Genomic DNA, 16,601 nt, shown 5'->3' with positions numbered 1-16,601 from the left:
GTCAACCCTCCCCGCCGTTTGCGTGCGTCGCCCTTGTGGGTTTCGCAGGTACGGGGGCTGGCCGCGCGGCGGCGTGGTCGAGCTTCTGCAGCAGGCCGATGATGCCGGATTTGCCTGCCAGGGCAATCAACAGGATCATGGGGCCCAGGACGACCATGGAGTGGTCGGTGTACCCCTTGATGATCTCCTCAAGCCCTAGCAGCACGAAGGCACCGAGCAAAGGGCCGAAGACGGTGCCCATGCCGCCCAGCACGACGATGACTATGAGTTCGCCCGACACGGTCCATGCCATCGTGCTCGGCGAAGCGAAGGCGTTCAGGTTGGCAAGCAGGAAACCTGCCAAGCCGCACAGCATCCCGGACATCACGTAAGCCGTGAGCTGATACTGCGAGACCGGGAGTCCGACAGTGGCGACGCGACGAGGGTTTTGTCGCGCGGCGCGCAGCACCATTCCGAAGGGTGCTGCGCGCAATTGAGCGAGGCACCAGGTCGCAAGTGCCAGCACCAAGAAGGCGCAAGCGTATACAGCGCCGGTGTCGCCAAGGTTCAGCGGCCCAAATCGACTGGCTTGGGCTATCGAGAGGCCGTCATCACCGCCGTAGCGTTTCAGGCTCACGAAGAGGAAGAAGCCCATCTGAGCAAAGGCAAGCGTGATCATGATGAACGCTATGCCGGAGGTGCGCAAGCTTATCGCGCCGGTCACCGCCGCGGCAACACCGCATACTCCAAACACGAGGATCAAGTGGACCCAGCCGTTGTCGATTCCGTGAAAGACCGGCAGCGCGACGCCGTATGCGCCTATGCCAAAGAAGAGCGCATGGCCGAAGCTGACCAGCCCGCCATAGCCCAGCACGAGGTTCAGCGCGCTTGCCGCGATTGCATAGATGATGATCCGCGCGAACAGCGCAATATAGAAGGGCTCGCCGATCGCCTGCGCGATGAAGGGCACCAGGGCCAGCACTGCGAAAAGGACGAGCGGCACCAGTGCGCTCGGTCGAGCCAGAGGATGTTGCAACATGGTCAGCCCCCCTTGGAAGGGAAGAGGCCTTGCGGGCGCCAGGCGAGCACTGCGGCCATGAGCACGTAAATGAGCATCGATGCAAGTGCTGGCCCTGCGGCGTCAGCGAAAGAGCGCTCGGTCACGAGGCGCAAAACGCTTGGCAGGAACGCGCGCCCGAGTGTGTCGACTGTGCCCACGATGAGTGCCGAATAGAATGCGCCGCCGACCGATCCAATCCCCCCGATGACGATCACGACAAGTGTCGTTATCAGCACCGGCTCGCCCATGCCGGACTGCACGGACAGGATCGGGCCGGCCATCACACCCGCTAGACCCGCGAGCATGGCGCCGAGTCCGAACAGCATGGCGTTGAGCAGCTTGATGTTCACGCCGAGCGCCGCGACCATTTTGGGGTTCACTGTGCCGGCGCGGATCAACATGCCGATTCGCGTCTTGTGGATCAGAAGGTAGGCGCCGACCGCAACCGAAACGCCAACCACAATGATTGCGAAGCGATAGGCCGGATAGGAAAAACCGAACAGGTTGATCGTACGGTCGAGTGTTTCGGGGACCTGCGTGAAATAGGGTTGTGCGCCCCAGATGATCTGCACGATTTCGTTGAAGAAGAGTACCAGGCCGAAGGTGGCCAGAACATGGTCTAGGTGGTCACGCAGATAGAGCCGCGAGACGGCCACCCACTCGAGCACAAGGCCCAGGAGAAGTGTGCCGGCCAACCCTGCGATCAGACCCAGCGCGAACGAGCCCGTCGCGTTGTATACGGTCGCAGAGAAGTAGGCGCCCAACATGTAAAGCGAACCGTGGGCCAAATTAACGAAACTCATGATTCCGAACACGAGCGTGAGTCCGGCAGCCAGCAGGAAGAGCAGGACGCCGTACTGCAACCCATTGAGCAACTGCGCGAGCAGCAGGTTTACACTCATCGCATCACTCCTACTTCAGTGGGCACTGCTGGTGGTACGCATCCTTGTGATTGCGCAAGGGAAACGTCAGCGTCCGCATGCTGACGCGGCCTTTTGCATCCTTCGCGATCTCGAAAACGGGTATGTCCTGGATCGGGAAGTTGTTGTTGTTGAACCGAAACGCTCCTCGTACTGATTTGAAATCCGCGTTCTTGAGGGCCGCCATGAATGCCGGTTTATCGGCTACGTCGCCTCGCACCTTGGCGATTGCCGCGTCGAGCAGCATGGCGGCGTCGTAGCTTTGCGCCGCGTACTGCGATGGGATGCGCTTGTAGCTGGCCTCGAACTCCTCGACAAAGCGCCGGCTTTCGGCGTTGTCGAAATCGGGCCCCCAGAACGAGCCGGAGATCGCGCCGAGCGCAGTGTCGCGCAGCGCTGGCAGAGTTGCCCCGTCGGTGGTGCCCGTGGACAGCAAAGGTATCTTGCCCATGAGGCCCGCCTGTTGGTACTGGCGTACGAAGTTGACGCCGAGTCCGCCTGGGTAGAACACGAACACGGCATCGGGCCGAATAGCTTCAAGCTTCGTGAGTTCGGCCGAGAAGTCCAGCTGGTTCAGCGGCGTATAGACTTCGTCGGCAAGTTCAGATTTGTAAAAGCGCTTGAAGCCGGCGATGTAGTCCTTGCCGGCCTGGTAGTTAGGTGCCAGCGCGACGACCCGCTTGTAGCCCTTGTCGGCGGCATATTTGCCCACCACCTCCGACAACATATCGTTCTGCCACGAGACTATGAATTGATAGGGCGAACACTGCGCGCCAGCGATGGGCGCTGGTCCCGCATTGGAGCCGACCAAGAAGACGCCCTTTTCGGTGATGGGTTTGTGGACGGCCATCATGATGTTCGAGAAGGTGATGCCGGTGATGATCGACACCTTGTCTTTATCGATCAGCTTGCGCGTGGCCTGCACCGCCACGTCGGGTTTGAGTTGCGAATCCTCCTTGAACAACTCCACCGGCACGCCGCCAAGCTTCCCGCCGTTGCGCTGCACGACCATCATGAATCCGTCATATTGGTCTTGCCCCAGCGCACTTTGTGGGCCCGACAGTTCGGCCAGGAAGCCGATCTTGATGGGAGTTTGTGCTTGCAGGGAGGGGCCGACGGCCAGGCTGGCGCATAGCAGCACGGTCTTGACCGAAGTCATCGTGAAAGTCATTTGGTGTCTCCTGGTGTGTTTGTGTTGGTGGTTCGATCAAGAATCAAAACCGCTCGCGCCAGAGGTCCAGCGCCTCCTGGACGGGACGATCCGAGAAACTAAAGAGCACGGTATCGGCCGATGCCTCCAGCCGGTAAGGCAGCCAGGAGGGGCAGACGAACACGTCCTTCGGTCCGAACGTCAGCACCTTGTCACCGGCCACACAGCGGCCAGAGCCCTCCACTACGGTATAGACCGTGGCGTCCGTGGCGCGATAGGATTCGCCCACGAAGCCTGCGGGCAGCAGCTGCATAAAGGTGCCAATGGTGGGCATCGCCCAGTCGCCCGTCACCGGGTTGGTGTATTGCAACTTGTGACCCCAGCACGGGTGCGGTGCTTCGCTGCGGCGCAGCGTCTCCAACGCCCCTCGCGTGCGTTCGTAGGGATACCAGAACAGCGGTGACGTGCGTGTCCGGCTCTTATAGCCTACAGGCTTCATCGTGTTGCCGAAGCGGGACAGCGTGAGGCCCGCCTCGCGGTCAACCGCCTGCACGGTGGTGCGCGGGCCGTCCTCACGGAACTGGGCATCAAGCAACTCTACAATAGGCAGATCGAGTCCATCCATCCATACCATCGGCTCGCCACTGTCGTTGCCGTGCTCGTGGAATGTCCACGATGGCGTGATCACAAAATCGCCTACGTTCATCGTGACGCGCTCGCCATCCACGGACGTGTAGGCACCCGCGCCGTGCATGATAAAACGCAGGGCCGATTGCGAGTGACGGTGCGACGGTGCGATCTCGCCCGGTAGGATGAACTGCAGACCGGCATAGAGGCTGTGCGTGATGCGCGTTTTTCCGCGAAGGCCTGGGTTTTCCAGCACGAGTACGCGGCGTTCCGCTTCCAGGGCTGAAATCAACTGGCCGCTTTCCTGCAGCCACGGCCAAACTTGCTTCCATTGCCACAGGTGGGGCAAGCACGGCGTGATCGGCTCCTTGGTGACGATGTCATGCAGAACTTCCCACAGCGGCGTGCAATGGGCCCGTCCGATGCGTTCGTAGAAGGCCTCGCGCTGGGTAGCGACGTCGGCTGTTGCTGCGCCGCCTGCATAAGCAGACGTCGGGAGGTTTAGTGTGTTCACGTGTCTCTCCTGGCGTTGCGGACGTCGACCGTCATGCGACCGATGCCTTCGATATCGACCGTGATCACGTCACCGTGCACCACCGGCCCAACGCCTTCGGGCGTGCCGGTGAACAGCAGATCACCTGGTTGCAACGTGTAATAGGACGAGGCCATTTCGATCAACGCTGGGATGTCCAGCACGAGATCGCGCGTGTTGGCCTTTTGGCGCGGCTCGCCTTGGACAGTGAGCCAGAAATCGAGCGCCTGCGGGTCGTCAATCTCGTCAGCAGTGACGAGCCAGGGCCCCACCACGGAATACGTGTCGATGGACTTGCGCAGACTGCGCTCCTGCGGGCCGCGAACTGTCATGTCCAGGCCGATCATGTAGGCCGCAATGTGATCGAACGCGTGCTCGCGCGGAATGTTGCGTCCGGCCTTGCCAATGACAGCGACGAGTTCGGCCTCGTGGTCGTTTCGGCGGTCAGGATGCTGGATCTCGATGCCGTGACCCGGCCCCACAACGGAGCTTGTCGCCTTGAGGAAGAGTCCGATCTTCTGGATTTCGGCGACCTGGCCGTTGTGGTGGATCTCGGCCTGCTCGCGGGCTTCTTCGAGATGCTTTTTGTAGTTGACGGGCGCCGCGATGACTTTCCCGGGATTCGCAACCGGAGCCAGCAGCCGGCGCCCCGCGAGCGGCAGCGTGGGCGACGACGGGGCGATTCGGCGAATTGCTTGGAGTACCTCGGGCAGGTGCGCGATCAGGGGATCGAAAATGGGCAGCGGATAGCGGTGATTTGGCAGAACGTCGAGCGCGGCAGTGACGTCGCGCACTGTGTCCCCGTCTACCAAGCCCAGGCGGTCGTTATCGAAGCGGCAAATCTTCATGGGATGTGTGTCAATGTTGCGATTCAGGAATAGACATCGAAAGGCCGTCGATCTCGGGGCCAACGATGAGACGACAGCTCAGACGGCTGGTGGGCTTGACCATGACCGCGAAATCAAGCATCTTGATTTCAAGTTCTGTTTTGGCCGGCAGACGTTCGGTCCACGCTTCGTCAACGTAGACATGGCAGGTGGCGCAGGCGCAGGCGCCGCCGCACTCGGCGTCGATGCCCGGCACATTCGCGGCTACGGCAGCCTCCATCACCGAAGCGCCGTCCTTGGCCTGCAACTCAATGGTCTCGCCCTCGGCCGTTTGAAAGTAAAGAGTCGTCATGTGAGTGGATGATCCTTGTCAAGTTTGAGTAACGAGCTCGCGCAGCGACACACGGTCGTCGCACAGGGTCGCGCGTTCGATGAAACGGCCGCTGCGGATGAGCTGTCGAGCGGCCATGAAGTCTTCCGGCGCGTCAAGTGTCTCGACCGCGGTGACGCGCCCATCCCGAAGGTGCCAAGCCGCAAACGCCAACCGCTTTTCTGCGACGGATCGAAGAATGATCTCGTCGCCGGCAGCCGAGCGGCCTGCTACTTGGATCCGGCAGCCGAACTGATCCGACCAGAACCATGGCACCGGGGCTGGGGGAATCGGCTTGCCGGCCAATACAGCGGCAGCGCACTTGGCCTGATCCGTCGCGTTTTGCACGGATTCCAGCCTTATCGGAGGCTCGCCATCACCAAGAACCTGCTCGGTGCAGTCACCGATGGCCCAGACATGCGGATCACTCGTACGGCACGCAGCGTCGATGCGTATTCCTTGCCCACATGCAATTCCTGCCTGCTGCGCCAGTTCAATGCGCGGCGCGGCGCCTATACCCACCACGAGCGCATCGGCGGTGAAGCTTTCGTCGGTGGTCGTCAAACGGACAGGGTTCCTGGCATTGGTCGCAGCGGAGACCTCGACGGCCCGCACGGTGGCCCCCAGGCACAGCCGCACGCCATGCTGCGCGTGCAGCCGCTGCACGGCCACAGACATGGCTGTCCCGACCGACCGCTGGAGCACGCGTGGAGCGGCTTCGAAGACAGCTACCTCAATGCCCCGCTGCGCCGCTGATGCCGCCACCTCCAGTCCAACATAACCCGCACCGAGCACGGCAAGTCGCCGCACGTTCGTGAGCCGCTCGCCGAGGGCCTGCGCATCGTCCCAACTCCTCAGTGTGAACACGTGTGGCGAAACGTCGGCCAAGCCCGGCCAGCGACGCGCGCGCGCACCCGTCGCCAGCACCAAGTGCTCATATTCGATAGCCTGACCATCGTCGAGTCGCAGAACGCGCGCGGCGCGGTCCAGTTCGATAGCGCGGCGGCCGAGAATCTGCCGGCACCGCTGCGAATCGTAGAAGGACGTGGGCCGCAGCAACAGATCCGCCAAGGTCGCTCCGCGGCGCAAACAGTCCTTGCTCAAAGGCGGCCGCTGGTACGGCAAATAAGGCTCGGCCCCCACGAGGGTCAGCGGCTCGGCATGGCCCAGCTGCCGCAGCGATGCGATCAACTGGCAGGCTGCCTGCCCTGCGCCCACCACCACTATCCCGGCACTCATGGCGCAGTCAATAGAGTCGCACGCGCATCGACTGGATGCCGCGGAACCGCGCGCTTCGGGCGAAGACGGGCTCATCGATGAGCTGCATGCTCGGGAAGTGCCGTGCGAGCGCCGGCAATGCCTCGGCCGCCTCCATGCGGGCGAGCGGTCGGCCGAGGCACACATGGATACCCGCACCGAAGGCCAAGTGGGCGTTGGGTTGCCGCGTGAGTTGCAGGCGGTCCGGATCGGCGAACACACGCTCGTCGCGATTGGCGGACACTTGCGCGAAGATGACTTCAGTGTCGGCAGGGATCGTCCCAGAAGGCACCTGTACCTCTTGCGTCGTGCGCCGCCCCTGCAACTGCAGCGGCGTGGTGTAGCGCAGGCACTCCTCCACCCCCGGGCCAATGACGGACGGCTCCTTGGCCAGCAGGGCCATTTGGTCGGGATGCTTCATCAATGCCAGAGTAGAAAGCCCGATCAGGTTGGTCGTGGTCTCGTGCCCTCCATTGAGAACGAGGATGCACATGTGTGCCATTTCCACTTCACTGATTGGCGGGTTGCCGCGCTTCTCGGCGGCGACCAGTGCACTGATAATGTTCGTCGGCATGTCTTCCACTGGCTGTCGGCGCCAATAGTTAAAGTGCTCGGACAGGTAGTCTTTGAACTTGCGAGTCGCTTCGTGGCCGGCGGCGATCGCTTCGGCGCTGACGGCTGGATTGAGGGGAAACAGTACCTGCGCGCCGAGGTCCCGGATCAATGGGCCGTCGCTGCGCGGCACACCGAAGATGTCGCAGATCACTTGGATCGGGATACGTGACGAGAACTCGGCGACGAAGTCGATCTCGCGCTTCTCGCGCACCTCCTCGATGAGCCGTTCGACGATCTCTCGAACCGCCGTGCGCAGCCGCTCTATCGATGACGGCGTGAAGAACGGATTGACGATGTCGCGCAACCGGTCGTGATCGGGCGGGTCGCGGAACAGCATCGACGAGGTGTGATGCTCAAGAAGCGGCCCCTCGCCGAACTTCTTCGCATAGGCTTCGGCGCGGTTCACCCGACCGCTCAGGTCGCGCCACACCGCCTTGACGTCGTCGTAGCGCGTCAGCAATACCGAGCCATCGCTGTTCCAGAGAAGCGGTTCGTTATCACGCAAGGCTTTATAGAACGGGGCCGGGTCGCGGTAATACGCGTCCGGCAGGTTGAATAGGTCGAACCTGCTACCGGGCGCAGTGGGTCTGGCCATCATTTCAGTTGTACTCATCGTAGTCTCCTGGCATCTGCAGCGTCTGTCGCATGCTGATTGGAAGCAGTGTAGGATTCGTTGCTTTATCCGCCAATACAATACGAAGAATTTCAAGTATTGTTTCTACAGATGAGGATGCTTTTGCTGGGCTTATGACCAAGACCTTCGACTTGAATCTGCTGTCTCTTTTGGTCGCTTTGGACGACTGCCGCAGCGTTACCCGCGCCGCGCTGCGTTTAGGCATGAGTCAGCCGGGCCTCAGTACGGCGCTCGGGCGCCTTCGTAAGCACTTCGACGACCCGATGTTCGTTCGCACTCCGGAAGGTATGCAGCCGACTCCACGCGGTGTGGCAGCAGCAAAGGAGGCTCGCCACATCCTGCAGCGCGTCTATGAGAACGTACTGGACGCCCCGCGATTCACGCCGGCCGAGACGACCACGGAGTTTTGCCTAGCGATGCCAGACGTGGCCGAAATGATCTTTGCGCCAGGGCTCATCCAAGCCTTGCAGCAGCTAACACCTCATGCCTCAATGCGCACCTCTTCGTACGATCCGCAAAGTCTGGAACAGGCTATGGAGTCGGGGCAGGTGGACATTGCGCTCGGCTATTTTCCTGACCTCAAAAGCAACCGCTTTTTCAAGCAGCGGCTGAGGATGCACGGCTTCTCATGCATGCTGCGCAAAGGACATCCTGCGGCTCAACAAATGAGCAAGTCCAGGTACTCGGAACTCGACCACGTGCTGGTCGATACACCGATCAGGAGTCAGGAACTCGTGGACAATTTTCTGGATCGTCGCGGCGTTGTCCGGAGAATTCGCATGCGCACCACGCACTATCTCACACTTCCAGCAATTGTTGCCGCCACGGATCTTGTCGCGACAGTCCCGACCGCAGTCGGCGCACACTTTGCAAAGCTTGGTCAGGTTGAACTCGTCCCTCCGCCCTACGACATCCCTCAATTTCCGATCCAGCAACATTGGCACCGTCGCTATGACAAGGACCCCCGTCATCGTTGGTTCAGAGACAGAATCGCCGCGCTGTTCGGGCCGGGATCTAACTTTTTTTTGTGAAAGGGTTTTGTTGAACAAATCCCCAGCCCAAGGCAGGTACACCGTCCACGTTGAATCCGCTTGATCTGTGGTTGAGTGTCACTTCAGCCCAATCGAGTCCAGCCCCACGACAAGACCACCAACTGGAGCGAGTACAACGCCGCATTCAAATCCCGAGAGTCACTGACCATCTTGCTGGACCGTGGCATGCAGTGGTACGCCCCACGCAGGGCAAGCGCGGCCGCTAGCCGCGGCGCTTCAGGCGCCTTGTGGCCTGATGTGCTGGGTGGCCTCGTCTTCGACACGTTGCCAGATCTCGACCGCGATCGGGTTGTGGCTCTCTTCGAGGATATGGCCCACCAGCCCGATGGCGCGCGCGAAGACGCCGATGCCGCGCACGATTTTCCATGGCAGCCCGAGTTCGCAGCTGATGGCGCCGATGGCGCCGGTCGCATTGACGGGAAGCGACTTGCCAGCGACGCGTTCGGCCTCGGCGCAGATCAGTTGTTCGAGCCGGATGTAGTCCCCAGAAAAGCCGTTGTCGGCGGCGATCTGGAACAGGCGCGGGGCACGCGGATCGACCGGCTTGTGCAAGGGATGGCCGAGCCCGGGAATGATCTGGCCGCGGGCACGAAAGGCGGCCACGGTGTCGCGGGCGATGCGTTCCAGATCGGCGCCCTGGGTGCCCGGCGGAAGTGCCTCGTACAGCATTTTGGCGGTGCCTTCGGTGCTGCCGACGAACACGCTGCCCAGGCCGCACAAGCCGGCCGCCACCGCCGCCTGCAGCGATTCGGGCGCACCGGCGTAGGTCAGACGCGCGGCCAATGCGCTCGGCGTGATGCCGTGCTCGACCAGCGTCACCGCAATGGCGTTGAACACGTTTGATTCCTGCGGCGTCGGCATGCGCCCGAGGATCTGCAGGAAGGCCATGTCACCCAGGTTGAGATGGCCGAGGATCTCGTCGGGCAGGCTCTTGCCGTGCACTTCGATGCGGTCGGGGGTGCTCCAGGCGATGTCGGAGCGGATGGGCTTGTTTTTGCGGGCCATGAGGGGCTCCAGTCGGGTCAATGAAAATCAGGCTTTCAAGCCGGCGCTGCGCAGCACGGCGCGCGCGCGCTGGACCACCGGCAGGTCCACCATCTGGCCGTCCACGGCCACGGCGGCGCCGCCAGCCGATGCAAATGCTTCGCAGACGCGGCGCGCCCAGTCCAGCCGCTCGGGGGTGGGCGTGAACACCGCCTGAACGGCAAGCACCTGCTTCGGGTGGATGCACAGCTTGGCGCCAAAGCCGAGTCGCCGCGCGCGTTCGGTGTCGGCCTGCAAGCGGTGCAGGTCGTCGATCGCGGTGCTGACGCCATCGACCGGCGCGGCCAGCCCGGCCAGCCGCGAAGCCAGCACCATTTGGGAGCGGAAAGCCAGCAGCTCGGTCTCCCCGCCATCGGGCGCGCAGTCGATGCCCAGATCGAGCGCCAGATCGACGCTTCCAAAAGTCAGGCGAATCACGCCCGGCACGCGCGCAATGCTGTGCATGTCCTGCAGACCGCGCGCCGACTCGATGATCGGCAACACGTCCTTGTAGGTGGCCTCGACCACGGTGCAGGCGGCGTCGATGCCCTCGGCCTTGGGCAGCATCACCGCCGCCACGCCAGGATGACGACACAGTTCGAGGTCGTCCTCAAACCAGGGGGTGCCAGCGGCATTGATGCGAACCACCAGCGGCGTGGCTTCGTCCAGTTGCGCCGCCAGCGCCTCGCGCGCGCGCACCTTGGCCTCGGGGGGCACGGCGTCTTCCAGATCGACGATGACCACGTCCGCTCCGCTGGCACGGGCTTTGGCATGGCGCTCGGGTCGATCGGCGGGCACGAAGAGGTAGGCGCGTGGCACGGCGCGCGGGGCGGCGGTGTTGGCTGTCATGCGCGCGCTTCCAGCCAGCGGCCCATGCGCGGCGCCTCGGCCACGGTCCAGACGCGCGCGATCAGCGCCTCCATTTCTTGCGGCGTGGCGCCCTTGCCGTAGGCCGCCAGGCGCTGTGCCTTGTCTTCCAGTTCGCCGCGTGTCAGGGTGTTGCCGGGATCGCCCTTGGGCTCGTCGACGCGCGCGCTCAGCGTGCGGCCATCGCGCGTCGCCACGCTCACCTTGCCAATCCAGCGCTGCGGATAGGCCCGGTCCACCTCGGCGTCCAGCTGCATCGTGACCCTATCGCGCAGGGCCGCCACGCGCGGCGCGAGGAAATGCTGCTCGAATTCGTTCAGCCCGGCGTGGCCGTACTCGACCGCCAGCGCAAGCACCGTGCCCATCGAAAACTTGGCCTGGTGCACGGTGGCGGGCACGGTGACGCGGCCCAGCACGTCGATGGCGCCCTGATGCACATGGGTGGTCACCGCGGCGATATCGTCGGCCTTGAGCCCATGCGTTTGCATCAGCGCGAGCAGCGCGTCGGCGCTGGGGTGGGTATGACGGCACGAGGCGTGGTACTTGAACGAGGTATCCGCCGTGGCCCAGCGCTGCCCCAGCCGGTCGGTGAGCCGCGCCGGATCGGCATCGCTGGACATGCCCGCGGCCATGCCTTGCGGCCCTTCCAGAATCTGGCGCGCGCCGGTCAAGCCACTTCGTGCCAGGCAGGCGCAGGCCAAACCGCTGGACGCCGCATGCGCGGTGTGCAGTGGCTTGGAGTCGGCCGCGTCGCGCAGGAACTCCCACAGGCCGGCGGCTTGTGTGCCGGCGCTGCCGAAGGCATGCAGCATGGTCGGCGCGTCCAGCCTGAGCAGCCGCCCGGCGGCCGCAGCGGCGGCCAGGGTGCCTGCGGTGGCGGTGGTGTGAAAGATGCGGTAGTGCGAGCGGCCGAGGAACTCGCCCACGCGGATGCCGACCTCATAGCCCGCCACCACGGCGGCCAGAAACTCACGGCCACTCGCGCCGATGTCTTGCGCCATGGCCAGCGCCGCCGGGAACACGACGGCCGCGGGATGGAACACCGAGCCGTTGTGCACGTCGTCCTGCTCGGCGAAGTGCGAGGCGGCCGCGTTGACCATCGCGGCGAAATGGGGCGAGGTGGCGCGGCGCGAGATCAACACTTCGGCGCGGCCCGAGTCCGGTCCCATGGCGCGGGCGTAAGCCTCGATGGCCTCGACCGGCCGCGCGCCCTTGCCGGCCAGTGCCGAGGCGTACCAGTCGAGGAACAGGTCTTCGGCGCGGCGCAGCACCGGCGTCGGGATCGCGTCAAATTGCAGACCGGCGGCAAAGGCGGCCAGCGTCGCGCTCGGGGTTTTGTCTTGGGTCATGATTCGTTCACACCTCTTCTCAGATGGCCTTGTCCGCTCGCAGCCGGGCGATGTCGGGCGCGCCGTAGCCGAGTTCGGTGAGGATGGCTTCGGTGTGTTCTCCCAGGGCGGGCACCGGCCCCATGGGCGGTGGCTCGCCGTGGCTGAGATGGTGTGGCGGGTACAGCGCCGGCAATGGGCCGCCGGGCGAGTCAATCCCGGTCCAGCGCCCGCGCGCCGCCAATTGCGGGTGCTTCCACAGGTCAGCCAGCTCATTGAGCTGGCCATTGGCGATTTGCGCCGCATCGAGCCGTTCGACCAATTGCGCCGCCGTCAAGGTGGTGCACACGCCTTCGATGATGCCGCGCAATGTCTCGCGTTGGGCCAGTCGCTTGGCGTTGCCCAGGTACCGGGTGGCCAGATCGGGCAGTTGCAGCACCTGGTTGCAGAAAGTGGCCCATTCGCGGTCGTGCTGCACCGCCAGCACCACCTGCTTGCCGTCGCCGCAGGTAAAGGGGCCGTAGGGGTAAATGGCGGCGTGCGAGGCGCCAGCGCGCGGCGGCGGCGGCTGGCCGTCCAGCGTGTAGTAGAGCGGGAAGCCCATCCATTCGGACATGGCTTCGAGCATGGAGATTTCGAGCCGTTGGCCACGACCGGTGCGGCCGCGCTCCAGCAGGGCGGCCAGAACACTGCTGTAGGCGTACATGCCGGCGGCGATGTCGGCAATCGACAGGCCGGCCTTGGACGGCTGCTCCGGCGTGCCGGTCACCGACACGAAACCGGCTTCGCTCTGGATCAGCAGGTCGTAGGCTTTTTTCTCGGTGTAGGGCCCGCCGTCGCCGTAGCCCGAAATGTCGCACACCACGATGCGCGGATGGACCGGCGCCAGGCTGGCGTGGTCCAGTCCCATGCGCGTGGCGGCGCCGGGCGCCAGGTTCTGCACCAGCACGTCGGCCCGCTCGACCAGCTTTTGCAACACGGCACGGGCGCCGGGATGCTTGAGGTCGAGTGTCAGGCTTTCCTTGGAGCGGTTGCACCAGACGAAGTGCGAGGCCAGGCCGTGGGCCCGGGTGTCGTAGGCGCGGGCGAAGTCGCCTTCACCCGGGCGCTCGACCTTGATGACCCGCGCGCCGAGGTCCGCGAGCTGACGGGTGCAGAACGGCGCGGCAATCGCGTGCTCCAGCGTGACGATCAACATTCCTTCCAATGGGCGCATGGTCATGGCTTTCAGAATGAACGTGGCAGCCCGAGCACGTGCTCGGCCACGTAGCTCAGGATCAGGTTGGTGGAGATCGGCGCCACCTGGTACAGCCGGGTTTCGCGGAACTTGCGCTCGACGTCAAATTCGCAGGCAAAGCCAAAACCGCCGTGTGTCTGAATGGCGGTGTTGGCCGCCTCCCAGGAGGCTTTGGCTGCCAGGTACTTGGCCATATTGGCCTCGGCCCCGCAGGGTTGGTGGGCGTCGAACAGTTCGCAGGCACGCCAGCGCATCAGGTCGGCGGCTTCGGTCTCGATGTGGGCTTCGGCCAGCGGGAACTGCACGCCCTGGTTCTGCCCGATCGGGCGGTCAAACACGCGGCGCTCGCGGGCATAGCGGGCACTGCGCTCGACGAACCAGCGGGCGTCGCCGATGCACTCGGCGGCGATCAGGGTGCGCTCGGCGTTGAGGCCGTCCAGGATGTACTTGAAACCTTTGCCCTCCTCGCCGATCAGGTTCTCGGCCGGGATTTCGAGGTTGTCGAAAAACAGCTCATTGGTCTCGTGGTTGACCATATTGCGGATTGGGTTCACCGTCATGCCTTTGCCAATCGCCTGGTGCAGGTCAACGATGAAGATCGACATGCCTTCGGATTTGCGCTTGACCTCGGCCAGCGGGGTGGTGCGCGCCAGCAAAATCATCAGGTCGGAGTGCTGGATGCGCGAGATCCAGACTTTCTGGCCATTGACCACATAGCGGTCGCCCCGCTTGACGGCGGTGGTCTTGATCTTGGTGGTGTCGGTGCCCGTGGTCGGCTCGGTCACGCCCATGGACTGCAGCCGCAGATCGCCGCTGGCGATTCTGGGCAGGTAGAGGCGCTTTTGTGCTTCCGAGCCGTGGCGCAGCAAGGTGCCCATGTTGTACATCTGGCCGTGGCAGGCGCCGGCGTTGCCGCCGCAGCGGTTGACCTCTTCCATCACCACCGAGGCTTCGGCCAGACCCAGGCCGGCGCCGCCGTATTCCTGCGGAATCATCACCGCCAGCCAGCCGGCCCGGGTCAGCGCGTCGACACACGCCTCGGGGTAGGCACGGGCGTCGTCTATCTTGCGAAAATACTCATCGGGGAAGCGTTTGAAGAGATCGCGCAGTGCCTGGCGCAACTCGGGATGGCGTTCTTGGTTCGTCATGTTCAATCTCTAGAGATCCAGCCGGGCAGCGCCGGCTGGAGTGCGCATATCCTTCAACGGAATTTGCTGAAATCGGGCTTGCGTTTTTCCAGAAAAGCGCTGGCCCCTTCCTGTTGCTCGCCGGTGTTGAAATAGTTGGGCGCCACTTCCTGGATCAGGTCGTTCATGTCCCGGCCCATGATCGGGGCCATGTGGTGGTAGAACGAACGCTTGACAATCTTCAGGCAGGTGGGGGAGAGCGACAGCAGTTCGTCGCAATACTTCCGCACCTCCGCGTCGAGCTGAGCCATCGGCACCACCGCGTTGGCCAGACCCCAGTCAAAGGCTTGCTGCGCGCTGTAGCGGCGGCACAGCATCCACAGCTCGCGCGCCCGCTTGTGGCCCAGCACGTTGGCCGCGTGCGCGACGATGTAGCCACCCGCCGGCGAGCCGACGCGGGGCCCGTTCTGACCGAAGATCGCGTGCTCGGCGGCAATCGTGAAGTCACAAAAGTAGGCGATGTGGTGGCCGGCGCCAATGGCATAGCCGTTGACCCGCGCGATCACCGGCTTGGGGCATTCGGCGATCTGGCGGTTGAAGTTGAACTCCAGGTCCTGCAGGCCGCTCTTGCCGCCTTCGCCCTTTTCCCAGTTGACATCGCCGCCGACGCAAAAGGCGCGCTCGCCGGTGCCGGTCAGCACGATCACGCCGACCTTCGGGTCGTTGCCGGCCTGGGCCAGCAGCCGCTCCATGTCCTTGATCGTGTCACCGGTGAAGGCATTGAGCGTCTTGGGCCGGTTGATGGTGATGGTGGCGACGAAGTTCTTGACTTCGTAAATGACTTCCTGGTCCGACATGCCTGGCGCTCCTGTAAAAGTTGGGGGATCTACTGATGACGATGGTTCAATTCGGGTGCCACCACGCCGTCTTTCACGAATTGATCCACCTCGGCCGGGCTGTAACCCAGCTCGCCGAGAATGTTCCGGCTGTGCTCGCCCAGCTTGGGCGGTGGCGCCATGGCGTCGGGTCGGCGCATGCCCGCGGCGAGCTGCGCTGGAAAGGGGATCAGCGGCAGGCCCGGCAGCGCCGGATGCTCGACAAAGCGGGCGGCCAGCACCGGGTCGGCCATGGCCTGGGACACCGTGTTCACCGGGCCACAGGGAACGTCGGCCGTCGCGAAGGCGGCCAACCAGGTGGCCGCCGGACGGGTGATGAAAATCGACTCCAGTTCGGCCAGCAGCGCCGGCCGGTTGGCAATGCGCGCGGCGTTGCGCTGGTAACGCGGATCGGTGAGCCACTCGGGCCGCTCGATGACGCCACAAAACCGCTTGAACGCCGCTTCATTGACCACCGACACGCTGAACCAGGCACCGTCGGTGCCGCGAAAGTGCCGGCTCGGCACGGCAATCGGCAGGTTCACCGAGCGAATCGGCTCGCGCTGCTCAATCGCATATTCACCCACCTTGCTCGCCATGAAATTGAACATGGTGTCCACCAGCGACAGCTCCACGCGCTGCCCCAGGCCGGTCTGCTGCCGGTGCATCACCGCGGCCAGCACGCCCAAAGCGCCGCACATGCCGGACGCCACATCGATGATCGGCAAGCCGATGCGGACCGGTGGGTCCCCGGCCTCGCCACTGGCATAAAAGGCCCCCGTCATGCCCTGCACCACGCTGTCGACCGAGGGCCTGAGCCGGTAGTCGCTCTGCTCACCGAAGGCGCTGACCATGTAATACACCAGCGTCGGGTTGATGCGCCGCACCGCGTCGTAGTTCAGCGCATGGGCCTCGGCAAAGTCGGGGCGAAAATTGTGCACCAGCACCTGGGCTTTTGAAATCAGCCGCTCCAGCACCGCGCGCCCGGCCGGCGTGCGTATCTCCAACGCGATCGACTCCTTGCCCCAATACTGTTCAGATAGTATTTTTAAAGCCATAATCCTCATCCATCGAAGCTTCAATGGATGAGGGTGATGGCCAGAACACGCAAGACGCTGCCG

The 16,601-nt window shown here is 63.7% G+C and carries 16 protein-coding genes and 1 pseudogene; 2 read left to right on the top strand and 15 right to left on the bottom strand.

What is annotated here, in order from left to right:
* Window position 1: 1 nt before the first annotated feature.
* The 8 genes from K225_RS21080 to K225_RS0116855 are packed head-to-tail and all read right to left on the bottom strand — an operon-like array spanning window position 2 to window position 7,950.
* Window positions 2-1,018 (bottom strand): branched-chain amino acid ABC transporter permease, encoded by a 1,017-nt coding sequence (locus tag K225_RS21080; RefSeq protein WP_048805397.1) that lies wholly within the window; start codon window positions 1,016-1,018, stop codon window positions 2-4.
* Window positions 1,019-1,020: 2 nt separating this feature from the next.
* Window positions 1,021-1,941, bottom strand: a complete 921-nt coding sequence (locus K225_RS0116885) for a branched-chain amino acid ABC transporter permease (RefSeq protein ID WP_026437487.1) — start codon at window positions 1,939-1,941, stop codon at window positions 1,021-1,023.
* A 10-nt stretch (window positions 1,942-1,951) separates the two neighbouring features.
* Window positions 1,952-3,130 (bottom strand): ABC transporter substrate-binding protein, encoded by a 1,179-nt coding sequence (locus K225_RS0116880; protein WP_026437486.1) that lies wholly within the window; start codon window positions 3,128-3,130, stop codon window positions 1,952-1,954.
* 43 nt (window positions 3,131-3,173) lie between these two features.
* The gene (gtdA, locus tag K225_RS21075; RefSeq protein ID WP_048805396.1) at window positions 3,174-4,250 is read right to left on the bottom strand and encodes a gentisate 1,2-dioxygenase; all 1,077 of its coding nucleotides are present in this window, start codon (window positions 4,248-4,250) and stop codon (window positions 3,174-3,176) included.
* On the bottom strand, window positions 4,247-5,116 hold the full coding sequence (locus K225_RS0116870) for a fumarylacetoacetate hydrolase family protein (RefSeq protein ID WP_026437485.1): 870 nt from the start codon (window positions 5,114-5,116) through the stop codon (window positions 4,247-4,249). Before K225_RS0116870 ends, gtdA begins: the two co-directional genes overlap by 4 nt.
* Before the next feature lie 10 nt (window positions 5,117-5,126).
* Window positions 5,127-5,447: a 2Fe-2S iron-sulfur cluster-binding protein gene (locus tag K225_RS0116865; RefSeq protein WP_026437484.1), complete on the bottom strand. Its 321-nt coding sequence runs from the start codon at window positions 5,445-5,447 to the stop codon at window positions 5,127-5,129.
* Between the two features lie 18 nt (window positions 5,448-5,465).
* Entirely contained in the window at window positions 5,466-6,704 is a 1,239-nt protein-coding gene (locus K225_RS0116860) for an NAD(P)/FAD-dependent oxidoreductase (RefSeq protein ID WP_026437483.1), read from the bottom strand.
* 7 nt (window positions 6,705-6,711) lie between these two features.
* Entirely contained in the window at window positions 6,712-7,950 is a 1,239-nt protein-coding gene (locus tag K225_RS0116855; RefSeq protein WP_197719214.1) for a cytochrome P450, read from the bottom strand.
* A 32-nt stretch (window positions 7,951-7,982) separates the two neighbouring features.
* Here K225_RS0116855 and K225_RS0116850 point away from each other — a divergent pair, with 32 nt between their 5' ends.
* Both K225_RS0116850 and K225_RS22285 read left to right on the top strand, forming a co-directional pair.
* A complete protein-coding gene (locus K225_RS0116850) occupies window positions 7,983-9,002 on the top strand; it encodes a LysR family transcriptional regulator (RefSeq protein WP_080746172.1) in 1,020 nt (339 codons plus the stop codon).
* Between the two features lie 75 nt (window positions 9,003-9,077).
* Window positions 9,078-9,226: pseudogene (locus tag K225_RS22285) on the top strand (IS5/IS1182 family transposase); the annotation flags it as partial.
* A 13-nt stretch (window positions 9,227-9,239) separates the two neighbouring features.
* On the opposite strand, the gene K225_RS0116845 reads toward K225_RS22285, so the two are convergent.
* From K225_RS0116845 to K225_RS0116815, 7 genes are read right to left on the bottom strand one after another with little or no spacing between them, the layout of a single operon-like run.
* Window positions 9,240-10,028, bottom strand: a complete 789-nt coding sequence (locus tag K225_RS0116845; RefSeq protein ID WP_026437480.1) for a citryl-CoA lyase — start codon at window positions 10,026-10,028, stop codon at window positions 9,240-9,242.
* A gap of 27 nt (window positions 10,029-10,055) precedes the next feature.
* On the bottom strand, window positions 10,056-10,895 hold the full coding sequence (locus K225_RS0116840) for a CoA ester lyase (protein ID WP_026437479.1): 840 nt from the start codon (window positions 10,893-10,895) through the stop codon (window positions 10,056-10,058).
* Window positions 10,892-12,262: an MmgE/PrpD family protein gene (locus K225_RS0116835; RefSeq protein WP_026437478.1), complete on the bottom strand. Its 1,371-nt coding sequence runs from the start codon at window positions 12,260-12,262 to the stop codon at window positions 10,892-10,894. Before K225_RS0116835 ends, K225_RS0116840 begins: the two co-directional genes overlap by 4 nt.
* Window positions 12,263-12,281: 19 nt before the next feature.
* Window positions 12,282-13,457: a CaiB/BaiF CoA-transferase family protein gene (locus K225_RS0116830; RefSeq protein ID WP_026437477.1), complete on the bottom strand. Its 1,176-nt coding sequence runs from the start codon at window positions 13,455-13,457 to the stop codon at window positions 12,282-12,284.
* Between the two features lie 11 nt (window positions 13,458-13,468).
* Entirely contained in the window at window positions 13,469-14,626 is a 1,158-nt protein-coding gene (locus K225_RS0116825; protein ID WP_122172629.1) for an acyl-CoA dehydrogenase family protein, read from the bottom strand.
* 53 nt (window positions 14,627-14,679) lie between these two features.
* Window positions 14,680-15,462, bottom strand: a complete 783-nt coding sequence (locus K225_RS0116820) for an enoyl-CoA hydratase-related protein (RefSeq protein ID WP_026437475.1) — start codon at window positions 15,460-15,462, stop codon at window positions 14,680-14,682.
* Between the two features lie 29 nt (window positions 15,463-15,491).
* Window positions 15,492-16,538 (bottom strand): CaiB/BaiF CoA-transferase family protein, encoded by a 1,047-nt coding sequence (locus K225_RS0116815; protein ID WP_158332654.1) that lies wholly within the window; start codon window positions 16,536-16,538, stop codon window positions 15,492-15,494.
* Window positions 16,539-16,601 lie beyond the last annotated feature (63 nt).

The sequence above is a fragment of the Acidovorax sp. JHL-9 genome (genome assembly GCF_000426205.1).
Classification (GTDB): domain Bacteria; phylum Pseudomonadota; class Gammaproteobacteria; order Burkholderiales; family Burkholderiaceae_C; genus Acidovorax; species Acidovorax soli.
The sequence above is the reverse complement of the archived record's forward strand: the minus strand, read 5'-3'. Positions and strand labels throughout refer to the sequence as shown.